19 protein-coding genes are annotated in these 17,300 nt (G+C 64.2%); 10 read left to right on the top strand and 9 right to left on the bottom strand.

What is annotated here, in order from left to right; all coding sequences use genetic code 11:
- Window positions 1-10: 10 nt before the first annotated feature.
- The gene (locus tag AC0L3P_RS25245; protein ID WP_354065580.1) at window positions 11-568 is read left to right on the top strand and encodes a PQQ-dependent catabolism-associated CXXCW motif protein; all 558 of its coding nucleotides are present in this window, start codon (window positions 11-13) and stop codon (window positions 566-568) included.
- Window positions 569-694: 126 nt separating this feature from the next.
- On the opposite strand, the gene AC0L3P_RS25240 is transcribed toward AC0L3P_RS25245, so the two are convergent.
- From AC0L3P_RS25240 to AC0L3P_RS25215, 6 genes are all read right to left on the bottom strand, one after another.
- Window positions 695-994, bottom strand: coding sequence for a copper-binding protein (locus AC0L3P_RS25240; RefSeq protein WP_007601401.1), 300 nt, complete (start codon window positions 992-994; stop codon window positions 695-697).
- A 137-nt stretch (window positions 995-1,131) separates the two neighbouring features.
- Complete coding sequence (locus tag AC0L3P_RS25235) at window positions 1,132-1,746, bottom strand: hypothetical protein (protein ID WP_473306006.1); 615 nt, start codon at window positions 1,744-1,746, stop codon at window positions 1,132-1,134.
- Window positions 1,743-2,591, bottom strand: a complete 849-nt coding sequence (locus AC0L3P_RS25230) for an ABC transporter permease (protein ID WP_473306004.1) — start codon at window positions 2,589-2,591, stop codon at window positions 1,743-1,745. The genes AC0L3P_RS25235 and AC0L3P_RS25230 overlap by 4 nt, the downstream gene beginning before the upstream one ends.
- Entirely contained in the window at window positions 2,588-3,394 is an 807-nt protein-coding gene (locus AC0L3P_RS25225) for an ABC transporter ATP-binding protein (RefSeq protein ID WP_473306002.1), read from the bottom strand. Before AC0L3P_RS25225 ends, AC0L3P_RS25230 begins: the two co-directional genes overlap by 4 nt.
- Window positions 3,391-4,371 carry a YVTN family beta-propeller repeat protein gene (locus tag AC0L3P_RS25220; RefSeq protein ID WP_473306000.1) on the bottom strand — a complete coding sequence of 327 codons (981 nt, stop codon included), beginning with the start codon at window positions 4,369-4,371 and terminating at the stop codon, window positions 3,391-3,393. Before AC0L3P_RS25220 ends, AC0L3P_RS25225 begins: the two co-directional genes overlap by 4 nt.
- Before the next feature lie 10 nt (window positions 4,372-4,381).
- Window positions 4,382-5,563 (bottom strand): ABC transporter substrate-binding protein, encoded by a 1,182-nt coding sequence (locus AC0L3P_RS25215; protein WP_473305998.1) that lies wholly within the window; start codon window positions 5,561-5,563, stop codon window positions 4,382-4,384.
- 59 nt (window positions 5,564-5,622) lie between these two features.
- Here AC0L3P_RS25215 and AC0L3P_RS25210 point away from each other — a divergent pair, with 59 nt between their 5' ends.
- Window positions 5,623-6,195 carry a DUF3280 domain-containing protein gene (locus tag AC0L3P_RS25210; RefSeq protein WP_275173186.1) on the top strand — a complete coding sequence of 191 codons (573 nt, stop codon included), beginning with the start codon at window positions 5,623-5,625 and terminating at the stop codon, window positions 6,193-6,195.
- 27 nt (window positions 6,196-6,222) lie between these two features.
- On the opposite strand, the gene fghA is transcribed toward AC0L3P_RS25210, so the two are convergent.
- Together fghA and AC0L3P_RS25200 are read right to left on the bottom strand one after the other, a co-directional pair.
- Window positions 6,223-7,068, bottom strand: coding sequence for an S-formylglutathione hydrolase (gene fghA / locus AC0L3P_RS25205; protein WP_473305995.1), 846 nt, complete (start codon window positions 7,066-7,068; stop codon window positions 6,223-6,225).
- 69 nt (window positions 7,069-7,137) lie between these two features.
- Entirely contained in the window at window positions 7,138-7,758 is a 621-nt protein-coding gene (locus AC0L3P_RS25200) for a response regulator (RefSeq protein WP_018460280.1), read from the bottom strand.
- A gap of 145 nt (window positions 7,759-7,903) precedes the next feature.
- Here AC0L3P_RS25200 and AC0L3P_RS25195 point away from each other — a divergent pair, with 145 nt between their 5' ends.
- The 6 genes from AC0L3P_RS25195 to AC0L3P_RS25170 all read left to right on the top strand — a co-directional run bounded on the left by AC0L3P_RS25195 (window position 7,904) and on the right by AC0L3P_RS25170 (window position 13,384).
- The gene (locus AC0L3P_RS25195; RefSeq protein ID WP_473305993.1) at window positions 7,904-9,262 is read left to right on the top strand and encodes a histidine kinase; all 1,359 of its coding nucleotides are present in this window, start codon (window positions 7,904-7,906) and stop codon (window positions 9,260-9,262) included.
- A 152-nt stretch (window positions 9,263-9,414) separates the two neighbouring features.
- Window positions 9,415-11,901: a TonB-dependent receptor gene (locus AC0L3P_RS25190; protein ID WP_473305991.1), complete on the top strand. Its 2,487-nt coding sequence runs from the start codon at window positions 9,415-9,417 to the stop codon at window positions 11,899-11,901.
- Between the two features lie 150 nt (window positions 11,902-12,051).
- Window positions 12,052-12,351, top strand: a complete 300-nt coding sequence (locus tag AC0L3P_RS25185) for a hypothetical protein (RefSeq protein WP_007601417.1) — start codon at window positions 12,052-12,054, stop codon at window positions 12,349-12,351.
- On the top strand, window positions 12,348-12,581 hold the full coding sequence (locus tag AC0L3P_RS25180; RefSeq protein WP_275173174.1) for a hypothetical protein: 234 nt from the start codon (window positions 12,348-12,350) through the stop codon (window positions 12,579-12,581). Before AC0L3P_RS25185 ends, AC0L3P_RS25180 begins: the two co-directional genes overlap by 4 nt.
- A 169-nt stretch (window positions 12,582-12,750) precedes the next feature.
- Window positions 12,751-12,918 carry a hypothetical protein gene (locus AC0L3P_RS25175; RefSeq protein WP_275173173.1) on the top strand — a complete coding sequence of 56 codons (168 nt, stop codon included), beginning with the start codon at window positions 12,751-12,753 and terminating at the stop codon, window positions 12,916-12,918.
- Between the two features lie 58 nt (window positions 12,919-12,976).
- Entirely contained in the window at window positions 12,977-13,384 is a 408-nt protein-coding gene (locus AC0L3P_RS25170) for a hypothetical protein (protein WP_473305988.1), read from the top strand.
- Between the two features lie 167 nt (window positions 13,385-13,551).
- Here the strand turns inward: AC0L3P_RS25170 and AC0L3P_RS25165 are convergent, their stop codons facing one another.
- A complete protein-coding gene (locus AC0L3P_RS25165) occupies window positions 13,552-13,758 on the bottom strand; it encodes a hypothetical protein (protein ID WP_007601421.1) in 207 nt (68 codons plus the stop codon).
- A 483-nt stretch (window positions 13,759-14,241) separates the two neighbouring features.
- On the opposite strand from AC0L3P_RS25165, the gene AC0L3P_RS25160 reads away from it, so the two are divergent.
- Entirely contained in the window at window positions 14,242-15,705 is a 1,464-nt protein-coding gene (locus AC0L3P_RS25160) for a GH1 family beta-glucosidase (protein WP_473305986.1), read from the top strand.
- 147 nt (window positions 15,706-15,852) lie between these two features.
- Window positions 15,853-17,085, top strand: coding sequence for an acetyl-CoA C-acetyltransferase (locus tag AC0L3P_RS25155; protein WP_473305983.1), 1,233 nt, complete (start codon window positions 15,853-15,855; stop codon window positions 17,083-17,085).
- Window positions 17,086-17,300 lie beyond the last annotated feature (215 nt).

The following is a 17,300-nucleotide window of genomic DNA, read 5'->3' as shown; positions in this document are numbered from 1 at the left end:
GGCAGACGCCATGAGGCGGCATCTTGCCGCTGCGCTGGTAGCCGCCATGCTGGTGGCGCCGGTCGTTGCGCAGCAGCAGGAGCCGTTCGAGCCCGAGGGCTATCGCACCGATAACTACCGCGCGCCTGTGCCGGCGACGCTCGGCGGGGCGCGCGTCCTGTCGACGCCAGAAGCCGAGGCGATCTGGCAAGCGAAGAGCGGCGCCTTCATCGACGTGCTGCCGCGCGCGCCGAAGCCGAAGAACCTTCCTGCGGGTACCGTCTGGCGCGAGGCGCCGCGCAAAAACATTCCGGGCAGCATCTGGCTGCCGGATACCGGCTACGGCACGCTGCCGCAAGCCATGGACGACTACTTTCAGCGTGGCCTCGCGCGTGCATCACACGGCGACAAGACCGCGCTGCTCGTGATCTATTGCCTGGCCGATTGCTGGATGTCCTGGAACGCCGCCAAGCGCGCGCTCGCGTACGGCTATTCCAACATCGCCTGGTATCCCGATGGCACCGACGGCTGGGAGCGCGCCAAGCTTCCGACCGAGGAGGCGCAGCCGGAGCCGCGGCCGGAGCAGTAGGCAAGAGATCGTTATGCCCGGGCTTGTCCCGGCATCCACGTTCTTCGTGCCGCGTGGCTATGCGTGGATGGCCGGGACAAGCCCGGCCATGACGCCCTGTCGCACGTGGGAAGAGGCGAGGAAAGCCTACTGCTTCTGCAACTTCGTCAGCGTGCCCGTGCCGTTATTGTCGGTCGCAGAGTAGCTCACCCTGTCGCCGGCGTGGACGGCATCGAGCATCGCGGCATCCTTGGCCTTGTACTCCTGGAGCGCGCCGGCGCCGCCTGCGCTGCCGCCGACTGTGCCCTTCTGTGTCTGCTGGATCGAAATCGTGCTGTTGAGCCGATCGATCCGGGTGACCATTCCGGTCAGATCGTCAGCGAATGCGCTGCTTGCGAGCATGCTGATGGCCGCAGCGCCTGCGAGGATGAATTTCGTGGTTCCCATCGAGGCCTCCCGATGCCTTGGATTACCTATCGACAAGACATCCTAGATCGATTTGGTTCCGGCATATAGAGCGGCGGCAGGTTAATCATCGCAATGGAGGCGCGGGAACCTGCCGCAAGCGGTCAACGAGGCTGACGCTATTCCATTTCCTGTTGGATCACGCGTCCGAGCGCAAACAGCCGCTGGTCGATTGTGGTGGGAACCTCGCAGACGAACCGCACTACCTTGTAGCGGTCCTCGAAAATGCGGGTCTTCCAGATCAGCTCGTTGCTGAGCGCATCGACCTTGGCCTCGTCGCGCGGCGTGGCGCCCTGGAGCGCCTGGAGTTGGACACTCTCCTCACGGATCTTGTCGGCGGCTTCGCGCTGCTTGCGGCTGACGCGTTCGAGCCCGCTCATGACCTGCGAGCGCTGAGCGTTGAGCGTGTCGAACAGGCCTGCGAACAGCAGTTTCGCATTCGCGGTCTTGTCGGCCGCGGAGCCCGCCAAAAACTCCTTCACCAGCTTCTCGGCCTCGTCCAGCGGCGTCTTGCGTGCCGACAGTTTGGCGACCAGCGCGCTGACTTTGGCGTCGTCCTTCCACTTGTTCTGCACGTCGTCGAGCGAAGGACCAGCCCATACCGCGGCAAGCGAAATTTCCGGCACTTTGGCCTGCGTGCAGGGCCAATCCGGATAGCGCGGATCGGCCGCGCGTGCCGCCGTGCTCGCGGCTGCGAGCATCAGAGCGGTCATGGCCAGCACCCGAACCGTCATCCTTCGCCTCCCGCAGGGCCCCGTCGCGCCAGCCCGCGCGAGGGATCATAGGCATAGATCGCGCCGAGCATGAAGACGATTGTGCAGGTCGCGACCACCGCCAGCGAGATCCAGTTGATCTGTCCGTACAGCGCGAACCGGATCAGCTCAACCGCGTGGGTGAACGGATTGGCCTCGCAGACATAGTAGAGATAGGGGCTGCCTTCCTGCACCCGCCAGAGCGGGTAGAGCGCCGATGAAGCGAAGAACATCGGAAAAATGACAAAATTCATCACGCCGGCGAAGTTCTCCAGCTGCTTGATGCCGGAGGAGATCAGCATGCCGAGCGAGCCCAGCATCAGTCCGGACAGGATCAGTGCCGGCAGCACGGTGAGATAGCCGATCGGGGGAGGAGTGATGTCCCAGAACCAGGCGATCAGCAGGAACGCGTAGACCTGGAGCAGCGACACCGCGGTGCCCGCGAGCAGCTTGCAGAACAACAGGTAGCCGCGCGGCAGCGGGCTTACCAGCAGCGTGCGCATGTTCCCCATCTCGCGGTCATAGACCATGGAGAGCGAGGACTGCATGCCGTTGAAGAGCTGGATCATGGCCATCAGCCCGGGCGCTATGAAGACCTCGTAGAGGATGTAGGTCTCGTAAGGCGGGATGATGGAGATGCCGAGCACCTGGCGGAATCCGGCGGCGAAGATGAACAGCCAGACCAGCGGCCGCACCAGCGCCGAGACGAAACGCTCGCGCTGGTGCAGGAAGCGCAGTCCCTCGCGCCAGACGATGCCCGTGAGGCAGGTCATGTATTCGGCGGCCGAGAAGCCGCGCGGCGCCTCGCGGGTGGTGATGCTGCTCATGCGCCGCCGCCCGGCAGGGACTGCGCGCCGGTCAGGCGCATGAAGGCGGTGTTGACGTCCTGCGCGCCGGCTTCCGCGACGACGCGGCTCATCGGCCCCTGCGCCAGCACCTTGCCCTGGTGCAGCACCACGAGATCGTCACCGGCCATGATTTCGTCGAACAGATGCGTGGCCCAGAGCACGCCGATGCCTTGCTCGCTCACGAGCTGGCGCACATGGCTGATGATGTCGGCGCGCGCCTTGACGTCGAGGCCGACGGTGGGCTCGTCCAGCAATAGCAGGCGCGGCCGGTGCAGTAGCGCCCGGGCGATCTCCACCCGCCGCATCTGCCCGCCCGAGAGATCGCGCACCTTGCTGCCGCCACGCTCGGTAAGCCCGATGCGGCTAAGCAACTCGGCGGCTCGCGCCCGGGCCTCGCGGCGGCTGATACCGTGGAGTGCGGCGTGATAGAGCAGGTTCTGCGTCAGCGACAGATCGAGATCGAGCGTGCGCGGCTGGAACACGACGCCGAGCAACCGCAGCGCTTCGCCGGGGCTTCTGCTGATGTCGTGGCCGAAAATGCCGACGCGGCCGGATTGGATGCCGAACAGCCGCGTGATCAGCGAGAACAGCGTGCTCTTGCCTGCGCCGTTGAGGCCGAGCAGGGCCGTGAAGCTCGCGGGCTGTACGTTGAAGGACACGTCCATCAGCGCGCGGCGCGGGCCATAGGCGTGGCTGACGCTGTCGATCGACAGCGCGGGCACGGCCGCCGGATCGGGCCTTGGTGTTTCGCGTTGTTCGGCGATGGGAGCAGGGCTGGTCATGGCGCGATCGTGATACCCCAGGGCAGCTCGCCCACCTGAATGGTCTTGATCACCTTTTGCGCGGCGACGTCGATGACGGAGACGTCATTCGACACGCCATTGGTGGTAAGCAGAAATTTCTCGTCCGGCGTGAATGCCATGTGCCAGACCCGCTGTCCGACCAGCAGATATTTCGTCACCTTGCGCGTTGCGACGTCGACCACGGCGATGCGGTTGGCGGGTCCGAGCGCGATGAAAGCGGTCTTGTCGTCCCGGGTCATGCCGATGCCAACAGGCTGGATCGCCTCTTTCCTCAACCCCGGGATCTCGAAATTGATCTTGCCGGTCACCTCGTGTTTGCCGGGATCGATGATCGAGACGGTGCCGCCGATCTCCGAGGACACCCACAATTCGGAAGCGTCGTGCTTGAATTCGGCAAAGCGCGGCCGCGCGTCGACCAGCACGTTGGCGACGATCTGGCGCGACGACGTGTCGATGAAATGCGCCATGTTGGTGGTCTCGGACGTGTTGATCAGCGTCTTGCCGTCCGGGCTGATGGTCATGCCCTCGGGCTCGACGCCGACCTGGATGTCGCCAAGGCGGGCGCGCTTCTCGAGGTCGATCACGGTCACCGTGTTGTCGTTCTCGTTGGCGACATAGAGGATCTTGCCGGCGGCATCCTGGGCGAACAATTCCGGGTCGGGCCCGGAGGGCAGGCTGTCCACCACGCTTTGCGTCTTGGCGTCGATCATCTGGATGGTGTCGTCGTCGCCGACCGCGACCATCACGAACTTGCCGTCGCGCGTGAAGTCGATGCCGCGCGGGCGCTGGCCGACCTTGATGGTCTTGGTGACCGTCCAGCTCTCGGTGTCGATCACCGACACCGTGTTGCTCTTCTCGTTCGAGACATAGGCGATGAACGCATGCGCGGGCGCCGCCGCCAGCGTCAGTCCGGACAGCAACCCAACACGCCACGCGCGCAACGTCCAAGTCCTCACTTTAATGTCCTCACTTCAGCTTGCATTTGCTCTCCGGGCGGTCATAGCCGAGCGTGTCGAGCTCGGAGACCTGATGCAGGAAACCTTCCTGCGGCGACACCGACACCACCATGCGGCCGTCGACCAGCAGGATCGGCTGGCGCAGCTGCAGGTTCCAATCGCGCAAGGTCAGCTTTGTCCCCTTGAAGGCGGCGACCGAGAACTCCGGGCCCTTGATGAAATCGGTGACCTTCTTGATGTCGCCGGAATTGGTGCGCGAGGTGGCCTCTCCGATCATGCGTACGGCCGTCCAGGCCTGCATGTCGAGCGCGGTCATCCGCCGTGCGTTCAGCTTGACGAAGCGGTTCTGCATCTGGATCGCGCCCCATTGATCCTGCGCGGCGTCCCAACTCCGCGGCACCAGGCCGGCCGAGCCCGCGACGGGCCGCGGATCCCAGGTGCGATAGGGCAAATAGGCGCCGAACACCTCGCTTTCGTCGGCGGCGACCAGCACGTCGTAGGCCGGTGCCTGCTGCGTGAACACCGGCATCTGGCGCTGGATCAGCGTCACGCCCGAGTCGGTGCGGCGCGCGCCGCCTTTGTCTTCGAAGCTGCGCTCCTGCACGATCTTGGCGCCGAACCGCGCCGCGGTGCGCCGGAGCGCATCGGCGAACAGTCTGTCCTCGTCATGCGAGCCGACCACGAGCAGCCAGCGCTTCCACTGCTTCCACACCAGATACTGACCGAGCGCGTCCGCCAGCATTGCGCGCGTCGGCGCGGTGTGGATGACGTTGGCACGGCAATCGGCCTCGCGCAGTCGCTCGTCGATCGCGCCGGCGTTAAACAGCAGCGTGCCGCGCTCGCGCAGGGCGTCCGCGACTTTCAGCAGCGCGTCGGCCGGCAGGTCGGCGATGATGAAGCCGTTGCGTGTGGCGAGATCGGTCGCGGCCTGCACGGCATCCTCGCCCTCCTTGATACGCCGCTCCTCCAGCGCAAATCGCTGGCCCAGGAATTTGCCGGTGGTGTTGTTGTCGTCGATGGCGAGGCGTGCGCCGGCGACGCCGTCATTCTCCGCGGGCTGCTCGACCAGCGACAGCGTCGATCTCGTGCCGGCGATTCCGAGATAGCCGACGCCGATCATGACAGGGTCGGCCGCGAGCGCGCTCGTCGCAGCAAGTCCCAAGCCGATCAGGCCGACCAACCATCGGATCATGTTTCCTCCGCACAACTCCCCGGCTTGACCGCCGATGGAGAATTGTCTCATGCTAAAGCATGACCGATTTGTCAGGGCATGCAACCCCGCATTTCGTCCTCGCGCGCGTGAGGCCGGGAATCACGATCATGCGAGCGCTGATATGTTTCGCCGCTTTGCTGTTGACGGGCTCGGTCGCATTCGCCGATCCGCCGAAACTCGCGGTGTTCGATTTCGAACTGATCGACACCAGCCTGCCCGGCGAGTTCTACGGATCCAAGCCGGAGGAGGCGCGGCTCGACCTCATCAGCGAGCAGTTGCGCAAGGCGCTGGTTGAGTCAGGCAGGTTCCAGCTGCTCGATATCGCGCCGATCCGGGACGCGGCCCGACACAGCAATTTACAGGCCTGCGGCAATTGCGATCTCCAGCTTGCCGGGCAGTTGGGTGCCGACCTGGAGATCACCGGCATGGTGCAGAAGGTCTCGAACCTGATCATCAATCTGAACATCTACCTGCGAGACGTGAAGACCGGCAACATGATCACGGCCGCCAGCGCCGACATGCGCGGCAACACGGATGAATCCTGGACGCGCACGATGAGCTATCTGATCCGCAACCGGCTGCTGGCACCGAATTACGGCAAGCCGGAGTAGGTTCTTCCAAGAGAGAAGAAGAAGCCATTACCCCTTCAATCTCTCCGCATGCCAGTGCAGATGGTCGCCCATGAAGGTCGAGATGAAATAATAGCTGTGGTCGTAGCCCGCCTGCCGTCGCAGCGTCAGCGGGATGTTGGCCTTGGCACAGGCCGCCTGCAGCAATTCAGGACGAAGCTGCTCCTTCAGGAAATTATCGGCCTCGCCGACGTCGACGAGGAAGCCCGAAAACTTCGCGCCGTCCTCGATCAGCGCCACCGTGTCGTGGCTGCGCCAGGCATCCTTGTTCGGTCCGAGATAGCCGGTCAGCGCCTTGATGCCCCAGGGCACGAGCGATGGCGCCACGATCGGCGCAAAGGCGCTGGCCGCGCGAAAACGGTGCGGGTTGCGCAGCGCGACCGTCAGCGCGCCATGGCCGCCCATCGAATGGCCCATCACCGATTGGCGCTTTGCATCGACCGGAAAATTCTCCGCCACGAGTTTCGGCAGTTCGTCGGTGACGTAGCTCCACATGCGATAATTGTGTGAAAACGGCGCTTCCGTCGCGTCGACATAGAAGCCGGCGCCAAGACCGAAATCATAGGCATTGTTGGCATCGCCCGGCACGTCGGGGCCGCGCGGGCTGGTGTCGGGCGCGACGAAGATCAAGCCGAGCTCGGCGCAGGCTTTGCGGAATTCGCCTTTCTCGGTGACGTTGGCGTGCGTGCAGGTGAGGCCGGAGAGATACCAGACCACGGGCAGCTTGGCGCCCTGCGCGTGCGGGGGAACATAGACCGAGAACACCATGTCGGTTCCGGTCGCCTGGCTGGCATGGCGATACACGCCCTGCACGCCGCCATAGGATGTATTGGTCGAGACAGTCTGGATCGTCATGCCATTTGCTCCGTGGCATCAAACCACATCAGGATTGCAACGCTTGTGTGACCGAATTCGGGGCCGCCGTCAGGCCACGCCGCTGTCGATCGCCAGCCGCACCAGCTCGACAGAGGTTTTGACCCCGAGCTTCTGGCGCATGATGGACGAGGTGTTGGCGACAGTCTTGTAGGACGACTGCACCAGCCAGGCGATCTCGGAAAGGCTCTTTCCGGCGCTGAGCAACCGCAAAATCTCCATCTCGCGCGCGTTCAGCTTCGACAGCGGGCTTTGCGCCAGCGCGGGCCCCGCAAAGGCGATGCTGCGCGCGATCGCGCTCGGCAGATAGGTGCCGCCGCCGCCGACGGTGCGGATCGCCTCGACGAGATCGTCGGGGTCACCGGTCTTGGAGACGTAGCCCTTGGCGCCGCACTCGATTGCGCGCGCGGCGAAAGCAGGGTCGTCGTTCATGCTGAACATGATGATCCGGGCCTCGGGCGCGCGCTCGAGGATGCGGCGCGCGAGCTCGAAGCCGGACACGGTCGGCAGGTTGATGTCGATGATCGAAAGGTCGGGGCGCTCGACGATGAAGACGCACTCGCCGTCTTCGGCGTCGGCGGCTTCCAAAATCTCGATCTCGCCCTCGTCGGCCAGCACGGCACGGCAGCCGGAGGCGACGATGGGATGATCGTCGACGATCAAAATGCGCATAGGCGTTCCTCGCGACAGCGTCTTGGCCTGTTTCGCGCCCGGCCGGGATTGCTGTACGCTTTCGATTAGATATCGGGCGCTTCGCCTCTGTCAACGTCATCGGACAGGCGCAGGCCAATCCTTCGCAAGGGCACGGGCGAGACCAATGTGGCAAAATCTATCCTTGCGCGGGCGCATCAACCTGCTGCTGGCGCTGCTGCTGGCGCTGGGGCTCGCCGTCAATATCGGCCGCCAGGTCGCGGAAGCCGGGCCCCGCGTGCAGGCCGAGGACCAGAGCGTGATCCGGCTCGCGCGCGAGTTCATCGAAATGATCGTGGCGGACCTCAACGAGGCTCCCGATCCGGATGCCAGGCTGAACCAGATCGCACGCGACCTTAGCCGCCTGCGCCATGTCAGCATCGCGCTGCGGGACGAAGCCGGCAGTCCGCTGACGCAGCCCCGGACCGACGCCGATGACGACACCCGCGCGCCGCCGGCCTGGTTTGTCAGCCTCGTTCATCCCGAGCAGACGGCGGTGAGCGTACCCGTCTCGATCCATGGCAAGCCGGGTTCACTGCTGATCACCTCCCATCCCGATGACGAGATCGCCGAGATCTGGGACGCCATCGTGACCCAGCTCGAGGTCGGCTCGGCGATCGCGCTGGCGCTGTTCCTGGTGATGATGAATGTGGTCGGCCGGGCACTGGCGCCGCTCCAGTCCCTGGCGGATGTGATGGCCGAGCTCGAAGACGGCCGCTATCAGGCGCGCGTCGCGCCGGGCGGCGCACCGGAGCTCGCCGCGATCTGCAGCAAGCTCAACCATCTTGCGGCGACGCTCAGTGACGCCATCGAGGACAAGCGGCGCCTCGCCGAGCGAACGGTGTCGCTCCAGGATGTCGAGCGCAAGGAGATCGCGCGCGAGCTCCATGACGAGTTCGGGCCATATCTGTTTTCGCTACGCGCGCATGCCAGCGCGCTGGCGAAGCAGGCGGACGGACGCGCCCCGAGTGCGGAGGCCGTGCGAAAACACGGCAGTGCCATGCTGGAGCAGATCAACGCGCTTCAGCAGTTCAATCGCCGCGTGCTGGAGCGTCTCCGGCCCGTCGGCCTTGCCGAGCTCGGCCTGCGCCAGGCACTGGAATCGCTGTCACGGCTGTGGCGAGAGTCGCATCCCGATGTCGCCATCGAGACCGTGATCTCGCCGGCGCTTGGCGTCACGGGGGAGACCGCCGACCTCACCATCTACCGCATCGTGCAGGAGGCGCTCACCAACGTGTTCCGCCACGCCGGCGCGACCTCGGTCAATGTCGTCATCGAGCCGGTGGCACAGGCGGCAAGCGACGGCCGCGGCTGTGCCCGGGTGCGGGTCAGCGACAATGGCCGCGGCATGGAGCCGGGCCAGAAGCTCGGCTTCGGGCTCGTCGGCATGCGCGAGCGGATCCTGGCGTTGGGCGGCACGCTCAACGTCGTGTCCGGCGATGGCGGTCTAACCGTCGAGGCACTGGTTCCGACGGCGGCGGCCTGATCGCGTCGGGAAAATTCCCGATTTGGTCGGGAAAACGGGTGCGGATATGGTCCGACCTTTTGTGGCTGGCGTCCGCATCCCTGCCGATTACACTCGTTTCGACCAACCGGCGAAAATCAAAACAGCCGGTGGTCACGGATGGGAAGGCTGGGATGGGCGATCGTGTTCGGTTCAAGGCTCTTGGGTTCAAGCGTGGTTTGTTGATGGCCTCGGTTTCGGCCGGGGTGGTCTGTGTCTTCGCGATCCCTGCGGGGGCTGCACCGGACGAGGAAACGAACGTCCAGAACCTGCCGCCGGTCGAGGTGACGGCGCCGCCGCCGTCAACGGCGCGGCGCACCGCGTCATCGCGTCCGGTCGCGCGCATCGGGGCACCGTCATCCGCTAGCCCCAAGACGCGCCTCTACGTCTACCCGACCGCGCCGGGTACCGGCCGAGGGCTTGACGTCGACAAGGTCCCGTCGGCGATCAACGCCGTCGACGCCAGCCAGATCAAGCGCACCGGCTCGCTGAACATTACCGATGCGCTTCGCGACAACATCGCCGGCGTCAACATCAGCGAGGTCACCGGCAATCCGTTTCAGCCGGATGTCGAATTCCGCGGCTTCGTTGCATCTCCGGTGACGGGCACGCCGCAAGGCCTGGCTGTGTATCAGAACGGCGTTCGCATCAACGAGGCCTTCTCCGACGCAGTCAACTGGGACCTGATCCCGACCGCGGCGATCCGGTCGGTGACGCTCGTGACCAACAATCCCGCCTTCGGCCTCAACGCGCTGGGCGGCGCGATCAATTTGCAAATGAAGGACGGTTTCACCTACCAGGGCGCGGAGCTTGATCTCATGGGCGGCTCGTTCGGCCGCATCCAGGGCTCGGCGCAATGGGGCAAGACGGTCGACAAGAACTACGGCGTCTATGCCGCGCTCGAAGGCCTGCACGACAACGGCTTCCGCAATTTCTCCCAATCGGACGTGCGGCGCTTCTACGGCGATGTCGGCTACAAGGCCGGCGACAGCGAATTCCACGCCAACATGGGCGTCGCCAAGAACGATTTCGGCGCCAGCGCCACCGTTCCGGCCGAGCTGCTCGACAAATATTGGGGCGCGACCTACACGACACCGCAGACCACCTCCAATCGCGTCGGCTATCTCAACCTGACAGGCAAGGTCGATGCGACGCCGACCTGGACGCTCGAAGGCACCGCGCATGTGCGCAGGTACGAGCAGAAGCTGGTCGACGGCAATCCGACCGACGCGCAGGAATGCACCGATCCGGGGCTCGCCGGCCTTCTTTGCTTCGGCGACGGCGCCACACCGGCAAACGGCGGGAACGGCCTGCCGCTTGCCAATCCTTTCGCGTCGGGGACCATCCTCGGCGAGATCGACCGCAGCTCGATACGCTCGACCACCTTCGGCGTGTCGGGGCAGGCCACCAACACCGATCAATTGTTCGGCCACGACAACCGCTTCGTGATGGGCGCGACCTATGACGCCAGCGTCACGCGCTATAACGCCACCGCCGAAATTGGCACGATCGGAGAAAACTACGTCGTCAGCGGCAGCGGCCTCTTCCTGGGGCCGACCGGCGTACCTGATACCGTTGCCGGCCCTGTCTCGCTGCGGACTGTCAACCAATATAACGGTCTCTATGGGATGGACACGTTCAATGTCACCGACGCCTTTGCCGTCACCGGCGGCGGCCGGTTCAACGTGGCGCGCATCTCACTGGAGGATCAGCTCGGGGCCGATCTCAACGGCGATCACACCTTCACCCGTTTCAATCCGGTGATCGGCGGCACCTACAAACTCACGCCGGGGTTGACGGCCTATGCCGGCTATTCCGAGGCCAACCGCGTTCCAACGCCGCTCGAGCTCGGCTGCTCCGATCCCGCCCGTCCCTGTCTCATTGCCGCGTTCCTCGTCTCCGATCCGCCGCTGAAACAGGTCGTGTCCAAGACCGTGGAAGCGGGCTTGCGTGGCAGCAGGGAGCTGAACATCGGCACGCTCGGCTGGAAGCTCGGCGGCTTCCGCGCCACCAATTACGACGACATCGTCGCGATCCCCGTTCCCGGCCGCACCGGCTTTGGCTATTTCTCCAATGTCGGCCGCACCCGGCGGCAAGGCCTCGAGGCCGAAATCAACATCAAATCGCCGACGGTTCAATTCCAGGCGAGCTACGCTTTCGTCGACGCGCGCTTCCTCGACGCGTTGTCCATCGGCTCCAACAGCCCGTTCGCCGATGGTGACGGCAACATCCAGGTCTCGCCCGGCAACCAGCTCCCCGCCATCCCGCGCCACCGCGTCAAGGTCGGCGTCGACTATGCCGTCACCGACGTCTGGAAGGTCGGCGGCAATGCGCTGTTCGTCTCCAGCCAATATCTGGTCGGCGACGAGTCCAACCAATATGCGAAGCTGCCGTCCTACACCGTGTTCAACCTGCACACGTCCTACCAGGTGACCAAGAACTTCCAGCTCTACGGCAAGATCGACAACATCTTCGACAAGCGCTTCGCGACCTACGGACAGTTCTTCGACACCGGAGCCGTGCCCAACTTTACCAACGGCGGCGCCGAGTTCACCGACCCGCGCTCGCTCAGCCCGGCAAGGCCGCGTGCATTCTATGCGGGGATGCGGGTGACGTTCTGATCCGGCTCGCAAGCCCCGGCGCATGTGGGATGACGAGGAGGCCGGTTCGCGCCGGCGCGGCGTGCCGGCACGGGTGTGTTCTACCTAAAGCCGATTGACTCATTGTTCATGTTTTGTTCTTATGCTGCTCTCCAGCCAAGGGAGCGAGCCGTGGACAACCGCATCAACGAAATCCGCAGGATCATCAGGGCGTTACGCGTCAGCATGCGTGAGGCCGAGGCGATCATGCATGAACAGATCAACAGGGACGAGGACTGCAGCTTCGTCGCAGGCGAAGTCATGAAGATGCGCACGGTGATGAGTGGGCTCGTTCAGGAGCGGGCCGCCCTCGGTGACACCGACCCGATCGTCGTCGCCAGCCTCTTCGTTCCCCGCCGGCGGCCGATGCCATCGCGCGTCGGTGTCGAGAAGCGCCGCCTTGTTCCGCCGCGAGAGATGGCACGGGCATGAAGGGGGAGAGGCCGACCTACTTCTCCGATATGCCGGAGCCCCCGGAATTTCTGAAGGCTCTCCATCATGCGCGGCGCCTGTCCTGCCTCGAGGGCTGGTGCCGCATGCACATCGAGGCCATCCAGGTCGCGATCGACCAGTACGCGGAGGCAGCTCTCGGCAACCGGGAGTTCTTCCTCAACAAGCCGCACAGCATCGGCGGGAGTCGCAACACCGGCGAGGTGCCGTGACAGCGCGCTTGTCAGCTTATCCGATCTTTTGACTCCTCCGATGATCCCGCGCGCCGGCGAAGCCTGGCGTCGCGTTGTTTTTACCGATCGGAAACCATAGCGAATGATCCTAAAATTGTAACGAAACGACTTGGCTGTCTCTGCGTCGGTTTGTCGGAGGGCCCGTCCGATGACAGAGCACCAGTTGAGAGAGCAGGAATTCCAGATCGCGCGTTACCGACGTTTGGAGCGCGAAGTGACCGATCCACTTGCCGCGTGTCTGCTTCACAGCATCATCGAGGACCTGGAAGCCGAGCTGCGCAGGGATAGCCCGGATTGGCACGGGCCGCCCGATTAACGCTTTGTTAGCGCTGATCGTGTGGATGATGCGAGGGAATACCGGGGAGACTGCTCCCATGTTGAAAGACGGCACCTACGCCGCCTGGTACAAGACGCCGCTCGATCAGGGGACCGGGATCGTCCATGTCGCAGACGGACAGATCTGGGGCTGCGACAGCCTGATGACCTATCACGGCTCTTGCAACATCGACGGAGATCGCTTCACCGCCACGGTGTCGACGAAGCGCCATACCGACGGACGCGCAACGGTGTTCGGCGTCGACGATGAGCTCACGCTGGACATCGAGGGAAACTGCCCGGGCAAGGTCGCGACCTACACGGCGACGGCAGTGCAGGTGCCGGGAATGGTCCTCCAGGGTACGCTGATTCTGACGGAACAGCCGACGCCCGCACCTGAACGAAGCCGGCAGATGCCGCCGTTCAATCCCGACAAGCTGCCAAAATTGCCGAAGCGCTCGCGCTGATCGCGGAAGCCCGCGCGCCAGTGCGGCGGAAGGACCTCATGTCTGCTCCTGACCCAGGCAGACATTCCGGAATTGAGGTTCGCCAAGCAACGAGAACGGTCCCGCCGTTGATCATGGCAACTCCGAGCCAATTCATCCGGGCTGGAGTGCCACCGTCATCAAGCAGATCACTGCGAATACGAAAGCTGATCTTCCGTGACGACTCGCTCGATTTTCTCCGACTTGCACTTGATGCGGTATCGGAGACGTCCATCGGCCTCGATGGGCATATGCTGAACGATGGTGTAAATCATCGGTGGCTCAGTTGCGGCACGTCCTTGCGGGCCTTGCGGCTGGTGGCGAACGTCTTCATTCAGCTTGTAGGCATACGACATATATCTACCTCGAACTTCACAGTGGCTCTGACGTGGGGTCAGTCGTTGTATCCCTGGCAGGACAGGCGCTTGGTCAAGCGGAAGAGTTACCACGGTCTCATGCGGTCAAATCGCGTCATAAGTCAGTCGTTCCCTTGCTTGACCGGTGCAGACAGACAATCGCCCAGAGCGGAGCGGCGATGTCGCACCATACGCCATATTTGCGAACTTTGGTCGTAATTTCCGAGCGGTTTAGGGCATTCTGCAAGTAAGCGGGCCAAGCGTCTCGAGGGGAACTGACGCTTCCTCGCCGAATTGGGCTGGGACTTCGAATAACGGTATTTCGGCTTTGGGGTACCTCGGCCGACGATCGCCGTGGCCCCTTTCGGACAACTTCTTCGCATTCGGCGATTCTGCATCCTCAGCCCTCGGCTCGCCCGCTTCTCAAACGACCCGCGATTCGCCATGGTGCCGCCGCAAGAGCATCGCCCCGGAGCATAATCAATGTCGGACAAGGTCTCGCGTCGCCAGTTCGCCACGCTGGCGGGATTGTCCGCAGCCGGAATCGCCAATCCTCTCGAGGTCGCGGACGCCAAGCCCGCATCGCCGCCGCGGAGCGCGGACGGCTTTCCGACGGGCTTCGTTTGGGGCACGGCGACCTCGTCCTATCAGGTCGAGGGCGCGGTCAACGAGGACGGGCGAGGGGTCTCGATCTGGGACAAGTTCGTCCGCATCCCCGGCAAGATCGAGGACGGTACTACCGGCGACCGCGCCAACGAGCACTATCACCGCTACAAGGAGGACATCGCGCTCATCAGGGAGCTCGGCTGCAAGGCCTATCGCTTCTCGGTGGCCTGGCCGCGGCTGTTTCCGGACGGCGACGGCAAGCCGAACCCGAAGGGGCTCGACTTCTACAACCGTCTGGTCGACGAGCTCCTCAAGAACGGCATCGAGCCGTGGCTGACGCTTTATCATTGGGACCTGCCGCAATCGCTCCAGGACCGGTTTGGCGGCTGGCGCTCGACGGAGACCTGCAAGATCTTCGGCGACTACGCGGCCTATGTCGCCGAGCACCTGACTGATCGCGTCAAGAACGTGTTCACACTGAACGAGAGCGGCCGCTTCGTCTATTTCGGCTACGGCATCGGCATCGACGCGCCGGGCGTGACGCTGCCGCAAGCCGAGGTCAACCAGATCAGGCACAACAGCGCGCTCGCGCACGGGCTCGCGGTCCAGGCGGTGCGCGCCCATGGCCGCCGCGGCACCAGGGTGGGGCCGGCCGAGAACATCGATGCCTGCGCCCCCGCGATCGACACGCCCGAGAACGTCCGCGCCGCCGAGATCGCGCTGCGCGAGATGAACGCCGGCTATCTTAACGTCATCATGACGGGCCAGTACACCGACGCCTTCCTGAAGTTCGCCGGGCGCGACGCGCCGAAATACACCGATGCGGAGCTGAAGATCATCTCTTCGCCGGTCGATTTCCTCGGCCTCAACATCTACGCGCCGCAGAACTACGTGGTGGCGTCCGACCAGGGCGCGGGCTTCATGCCGCTGCCGATCCCGAAATCGTTCCCGCACATGAATTCGGACTGGCTGCGCGTCGGTCCCGAGACGATCTACTGGGTGCCGAAGCTGGCGGCGAAGATCTGGAAGACGGATGCGATCTATATCAGCGAGAACGGCACCTCCGGCGAAGACGTCGTGACGCCCGACGGCAAGATCTACGACACCGATCGCATCATGTATTTGCGCAACTACCTCGCCCAGCTCCAGCGTGCCACCGCCGAAGGCGTACCGGTGCGCGGCTACTTCCTCTGGAGCCTGATGGACAATTTTGAATGGGTGTTCGGGCTCAACAAGCGCTTTGGGCTCTACCACGTCAATTTCGACACGCAGGTGCGTACGCCGAAACTCAGCGCCAGCTTCTATCGCAACGTGATCGCGAAGAACGCGGCGGGTGTGTGATTGCTCTCCCTCGCCCCGTTCTTGCGGGGCGCGACGAGCTTGGGTCGCGCTGAGAGGCCTGGGTGAGAGAGTTCCGTCAACGCGCATTGACTCCCTTCGCCCCCTGATTCAAAACGCCTCTAACCATTCAAAAAGAGGATAACGCCAATGACCGACGCACTTATCATCGATGCCTGCCGGACCCCGCGGGGCGTTGGCAAGGCCGGCAAGGGGGCGCTCTCGGGCATTCATCCGCAGCAGCTGGGAGCAACCGTGCTGCGTGCGCTCGCGACGCGCACCGGCATCGACACCGCCGACGTCGACGACATCATCTGGGGCTGCAGCGCACAGGTCGCAACGCAAGGTGGCGATCTCGGCCGCATGTCGGCGCTGGACGCCGGCTACGACGTGCGCGCCAGTGCCGTGACGCTCGACCGCTTCTGCGGCTCCGGCATCACCAGCGTCAACATGGCCGCAAGCTCGATCATGGCGGGCGCGGAAGACCTCGTCGTCGCCGGCGGCTGCGAGATGATGTCAATGGAAGGACGCCGCGGCGGCGGCCCGATGATGATGGACAACGGCAATCTGCGCCTGCGTGCGCAGCATCCGCAGTCGCATCAGGGCGTCTGCGCCGACGCGATCGCGACGCTGGAAGGCATCACGCGAAGGGACGTCGACGCGCTCGGCCTCGAAAGCCAGAAGCGTGCCGCGCATGCGATCGCGAACGGCCACTTCAAGAAGAGCCTCGTGCCGGTGCATCGCGAGGACGGCAGCCTCGCGCTCGACCATGAAGAATATCCGCGGCCGCAGACCACGATGGAAGGGCTGAGCGCATTGAAGCCCGCATTCCCCGCGGTCGCCGACCATGCGCTCGACGACAAGAGCACGACCTATCGCGGCCTCATCCTGCAGAAGTACCCCGACCTCGAAATCGACTTCATGCACCACGCCGGCAATTCGTCCGGCGTCGTCGACGGCGCCGCCGCGATCCTTCTGGCTTCGCCCGCTTACGCCAGGGCGCACGGCCTGAAGCCGCGCGCCCGCGTCGTTGCGATGGCCAACATGGGGGACTCGCCGACGCTGATGCTGAACGCGCCGGTGCCGGCGACGCGCAAGGTGTTGGCGAAGGCCGGGCTGACCATCGACGACATTGACCTGTTCGAGATCAACGAGGCCTTTGCCGTGGTTGCGGAAAAATACATCCGCGACCTCAAGCTCGACCGCGCCAAGGTCAACGTCAATGGCGGCTCGATCGCGCTCGGCCATCCCATCGGCGCCACCGGCTCGATCCTGATCGGCACCCTGCTCGACGAGCTCGAACGGCGCGACTTGAAGCGCGGTCTCGTCACCATGTGCGCGGCCGGTGGCATGGCCCCGGCCGTCATCATCGAGCGCATCTAGCGCGAGCGAAGCTCGTCGCGCTCCTTAGAAATAAGCGAGAGAAAGTACCCGCGATCGCCGCATCACGACGATCTAGCCTTATTTTCCGGGGTGAATCGCGGCCGGCCTTTCACAAAGAGGCCGGTCGTCGCTTGTCGAAAGCATCGAATCAGCTTTAGCAAGGCTGCGTGCGGGCCTTTGAAACAAGGTAAAATCCGCTGCCTGAGGCCTCTCCC

The organism is Bradyrhizobium sp. WSM4874, assembly GCF_055811835.1.
The sequence above is the reverse complement of the archived record's forward strand: the minus strand, read 5'-3'. Positions and strand labels throughout refer to the sequence as shown.

Bases quoted from the DNA above. Each gene is read 5' to 3' on its own strand.
- AC0L3P_RS25245 (WP_354065580.1), top strand. From the start codon at position 11: ATGAGGCGGCATCTTGCCGCTGCGCTGGTAGCCGCCATGCTGGTGGCG.
- AC0L3P_RS25240 (WP_007601401.1), bottom strand. From the start codon at position 994: ATGGGAACCACGAAATTCATCCTCGCAGGCGCTGCGGCCATCAGCATG.
- AC0L3P_RS25235 (WP_473306006.1), bottom strand. From the start codon at position 1,746: ATGACGGTTCGGGTGCTGGCCATGACCGCTCTGATGCTCGCAGCCGCG.
- AC0L3P_RS25230 (WP_473306004.1), bottom strand. From the start codon at position 2,591: ATGAGCAGCATCACCACCCGCGAGGCGCCGCGCGGCTTCTCGGCCGCC.
- AC0L3P_RS25225 (WP_473306002.1), bottom strand. From the start codon at position 3,394: ATGACCAGCCCTGCTCCCATCGCCGAACAACGCGAAACACCAAGGCCC.
- AC0L3P_RS25215 (WP_473305998.1), bottom strand. From the start codon at position 5,563: ATGATCCGATGGTTGGTCGGCCTGATCGGCTTGGGACTTGCTGCGACG.
- AC0L3P_RS25210 (WP_275173186.1), top strand. From the start codon at position 5,623: ATGACCGATTTGTCAGGGCATGCAACCCCGCATTTCGTCCTCGCGCGC.
- fghA (WP_473305995.1), bottom strand. From the start codon at position 7,068: ATGACGATCCAGACTGTCTCGACCAATACATCCTATGGCGGCGTGCAG.
- AC0L3P_RS25200 (WP_018460280.1), bottom strand. From the start codon at position 7,758: ATGCGCATTTTGATCGTCGACGATCATCCCATCGTCGCCTCCGGCTGC.
- AC0L3P_RS25195 (WP_473305993.1), top strand. From the start codon at position 7,904: ATGTGGCAAAATCTATCCTTGCGCGGGCGCATCAACCTGCTGCTGGCG.
- AC0L3P_RS25190 (WP_473305991.1), top strand. From the start codon at position 9,415: ATGGGCGATCGTGTTCGGTTCAAGGCTCTTGGGTTCAAGCGTGGTTTG.
- AC0L3P_RS25180 (WP_275173174.1), top strand. From the start codon at position 12,348: ATGAAGGGGGAGAGGCCGACCTACTTCTCCGATATGCCGGAGCCCCCG.
- AC0L3P_RS25175 (WP_275173173.1), top strand. From the start codon at position 12,751: ATGACAGAGCACCAGTTGAGAGAGCAGGAATTCCAGATCGCGCGTTAC.
- AC0L3P_RS25170 (WP_473305988.1), top strand. From the start codon at position 12,977: ATGTTGAAAGACGGCACCTACGCCGCCTGGTACAAGACGCCGCTCGAT.
- AC0L3P_RS25165 (WP_007601421.1), bottom strand. From the start codon at position 13,758: ATGTCGTATGCCTACAAGCTGAATGAAGACGTTCGCCACCAGCCGCAA.
- AC0L3P_RS25160 (WP_473305986.1), top strand. From the start codon at position 14,242: ATGTCGGACAAGGTCTCGCGTCGCCAGTTCGCCACGCTGGCGGGATTG.
- AC0L3P_RS25155 (WP_473305983.1), top strand. From the start codon at position 15,853: ATGACCGACGCACTTATCATCGATGCCTGCCGGACCCCGCGGGGCGTT.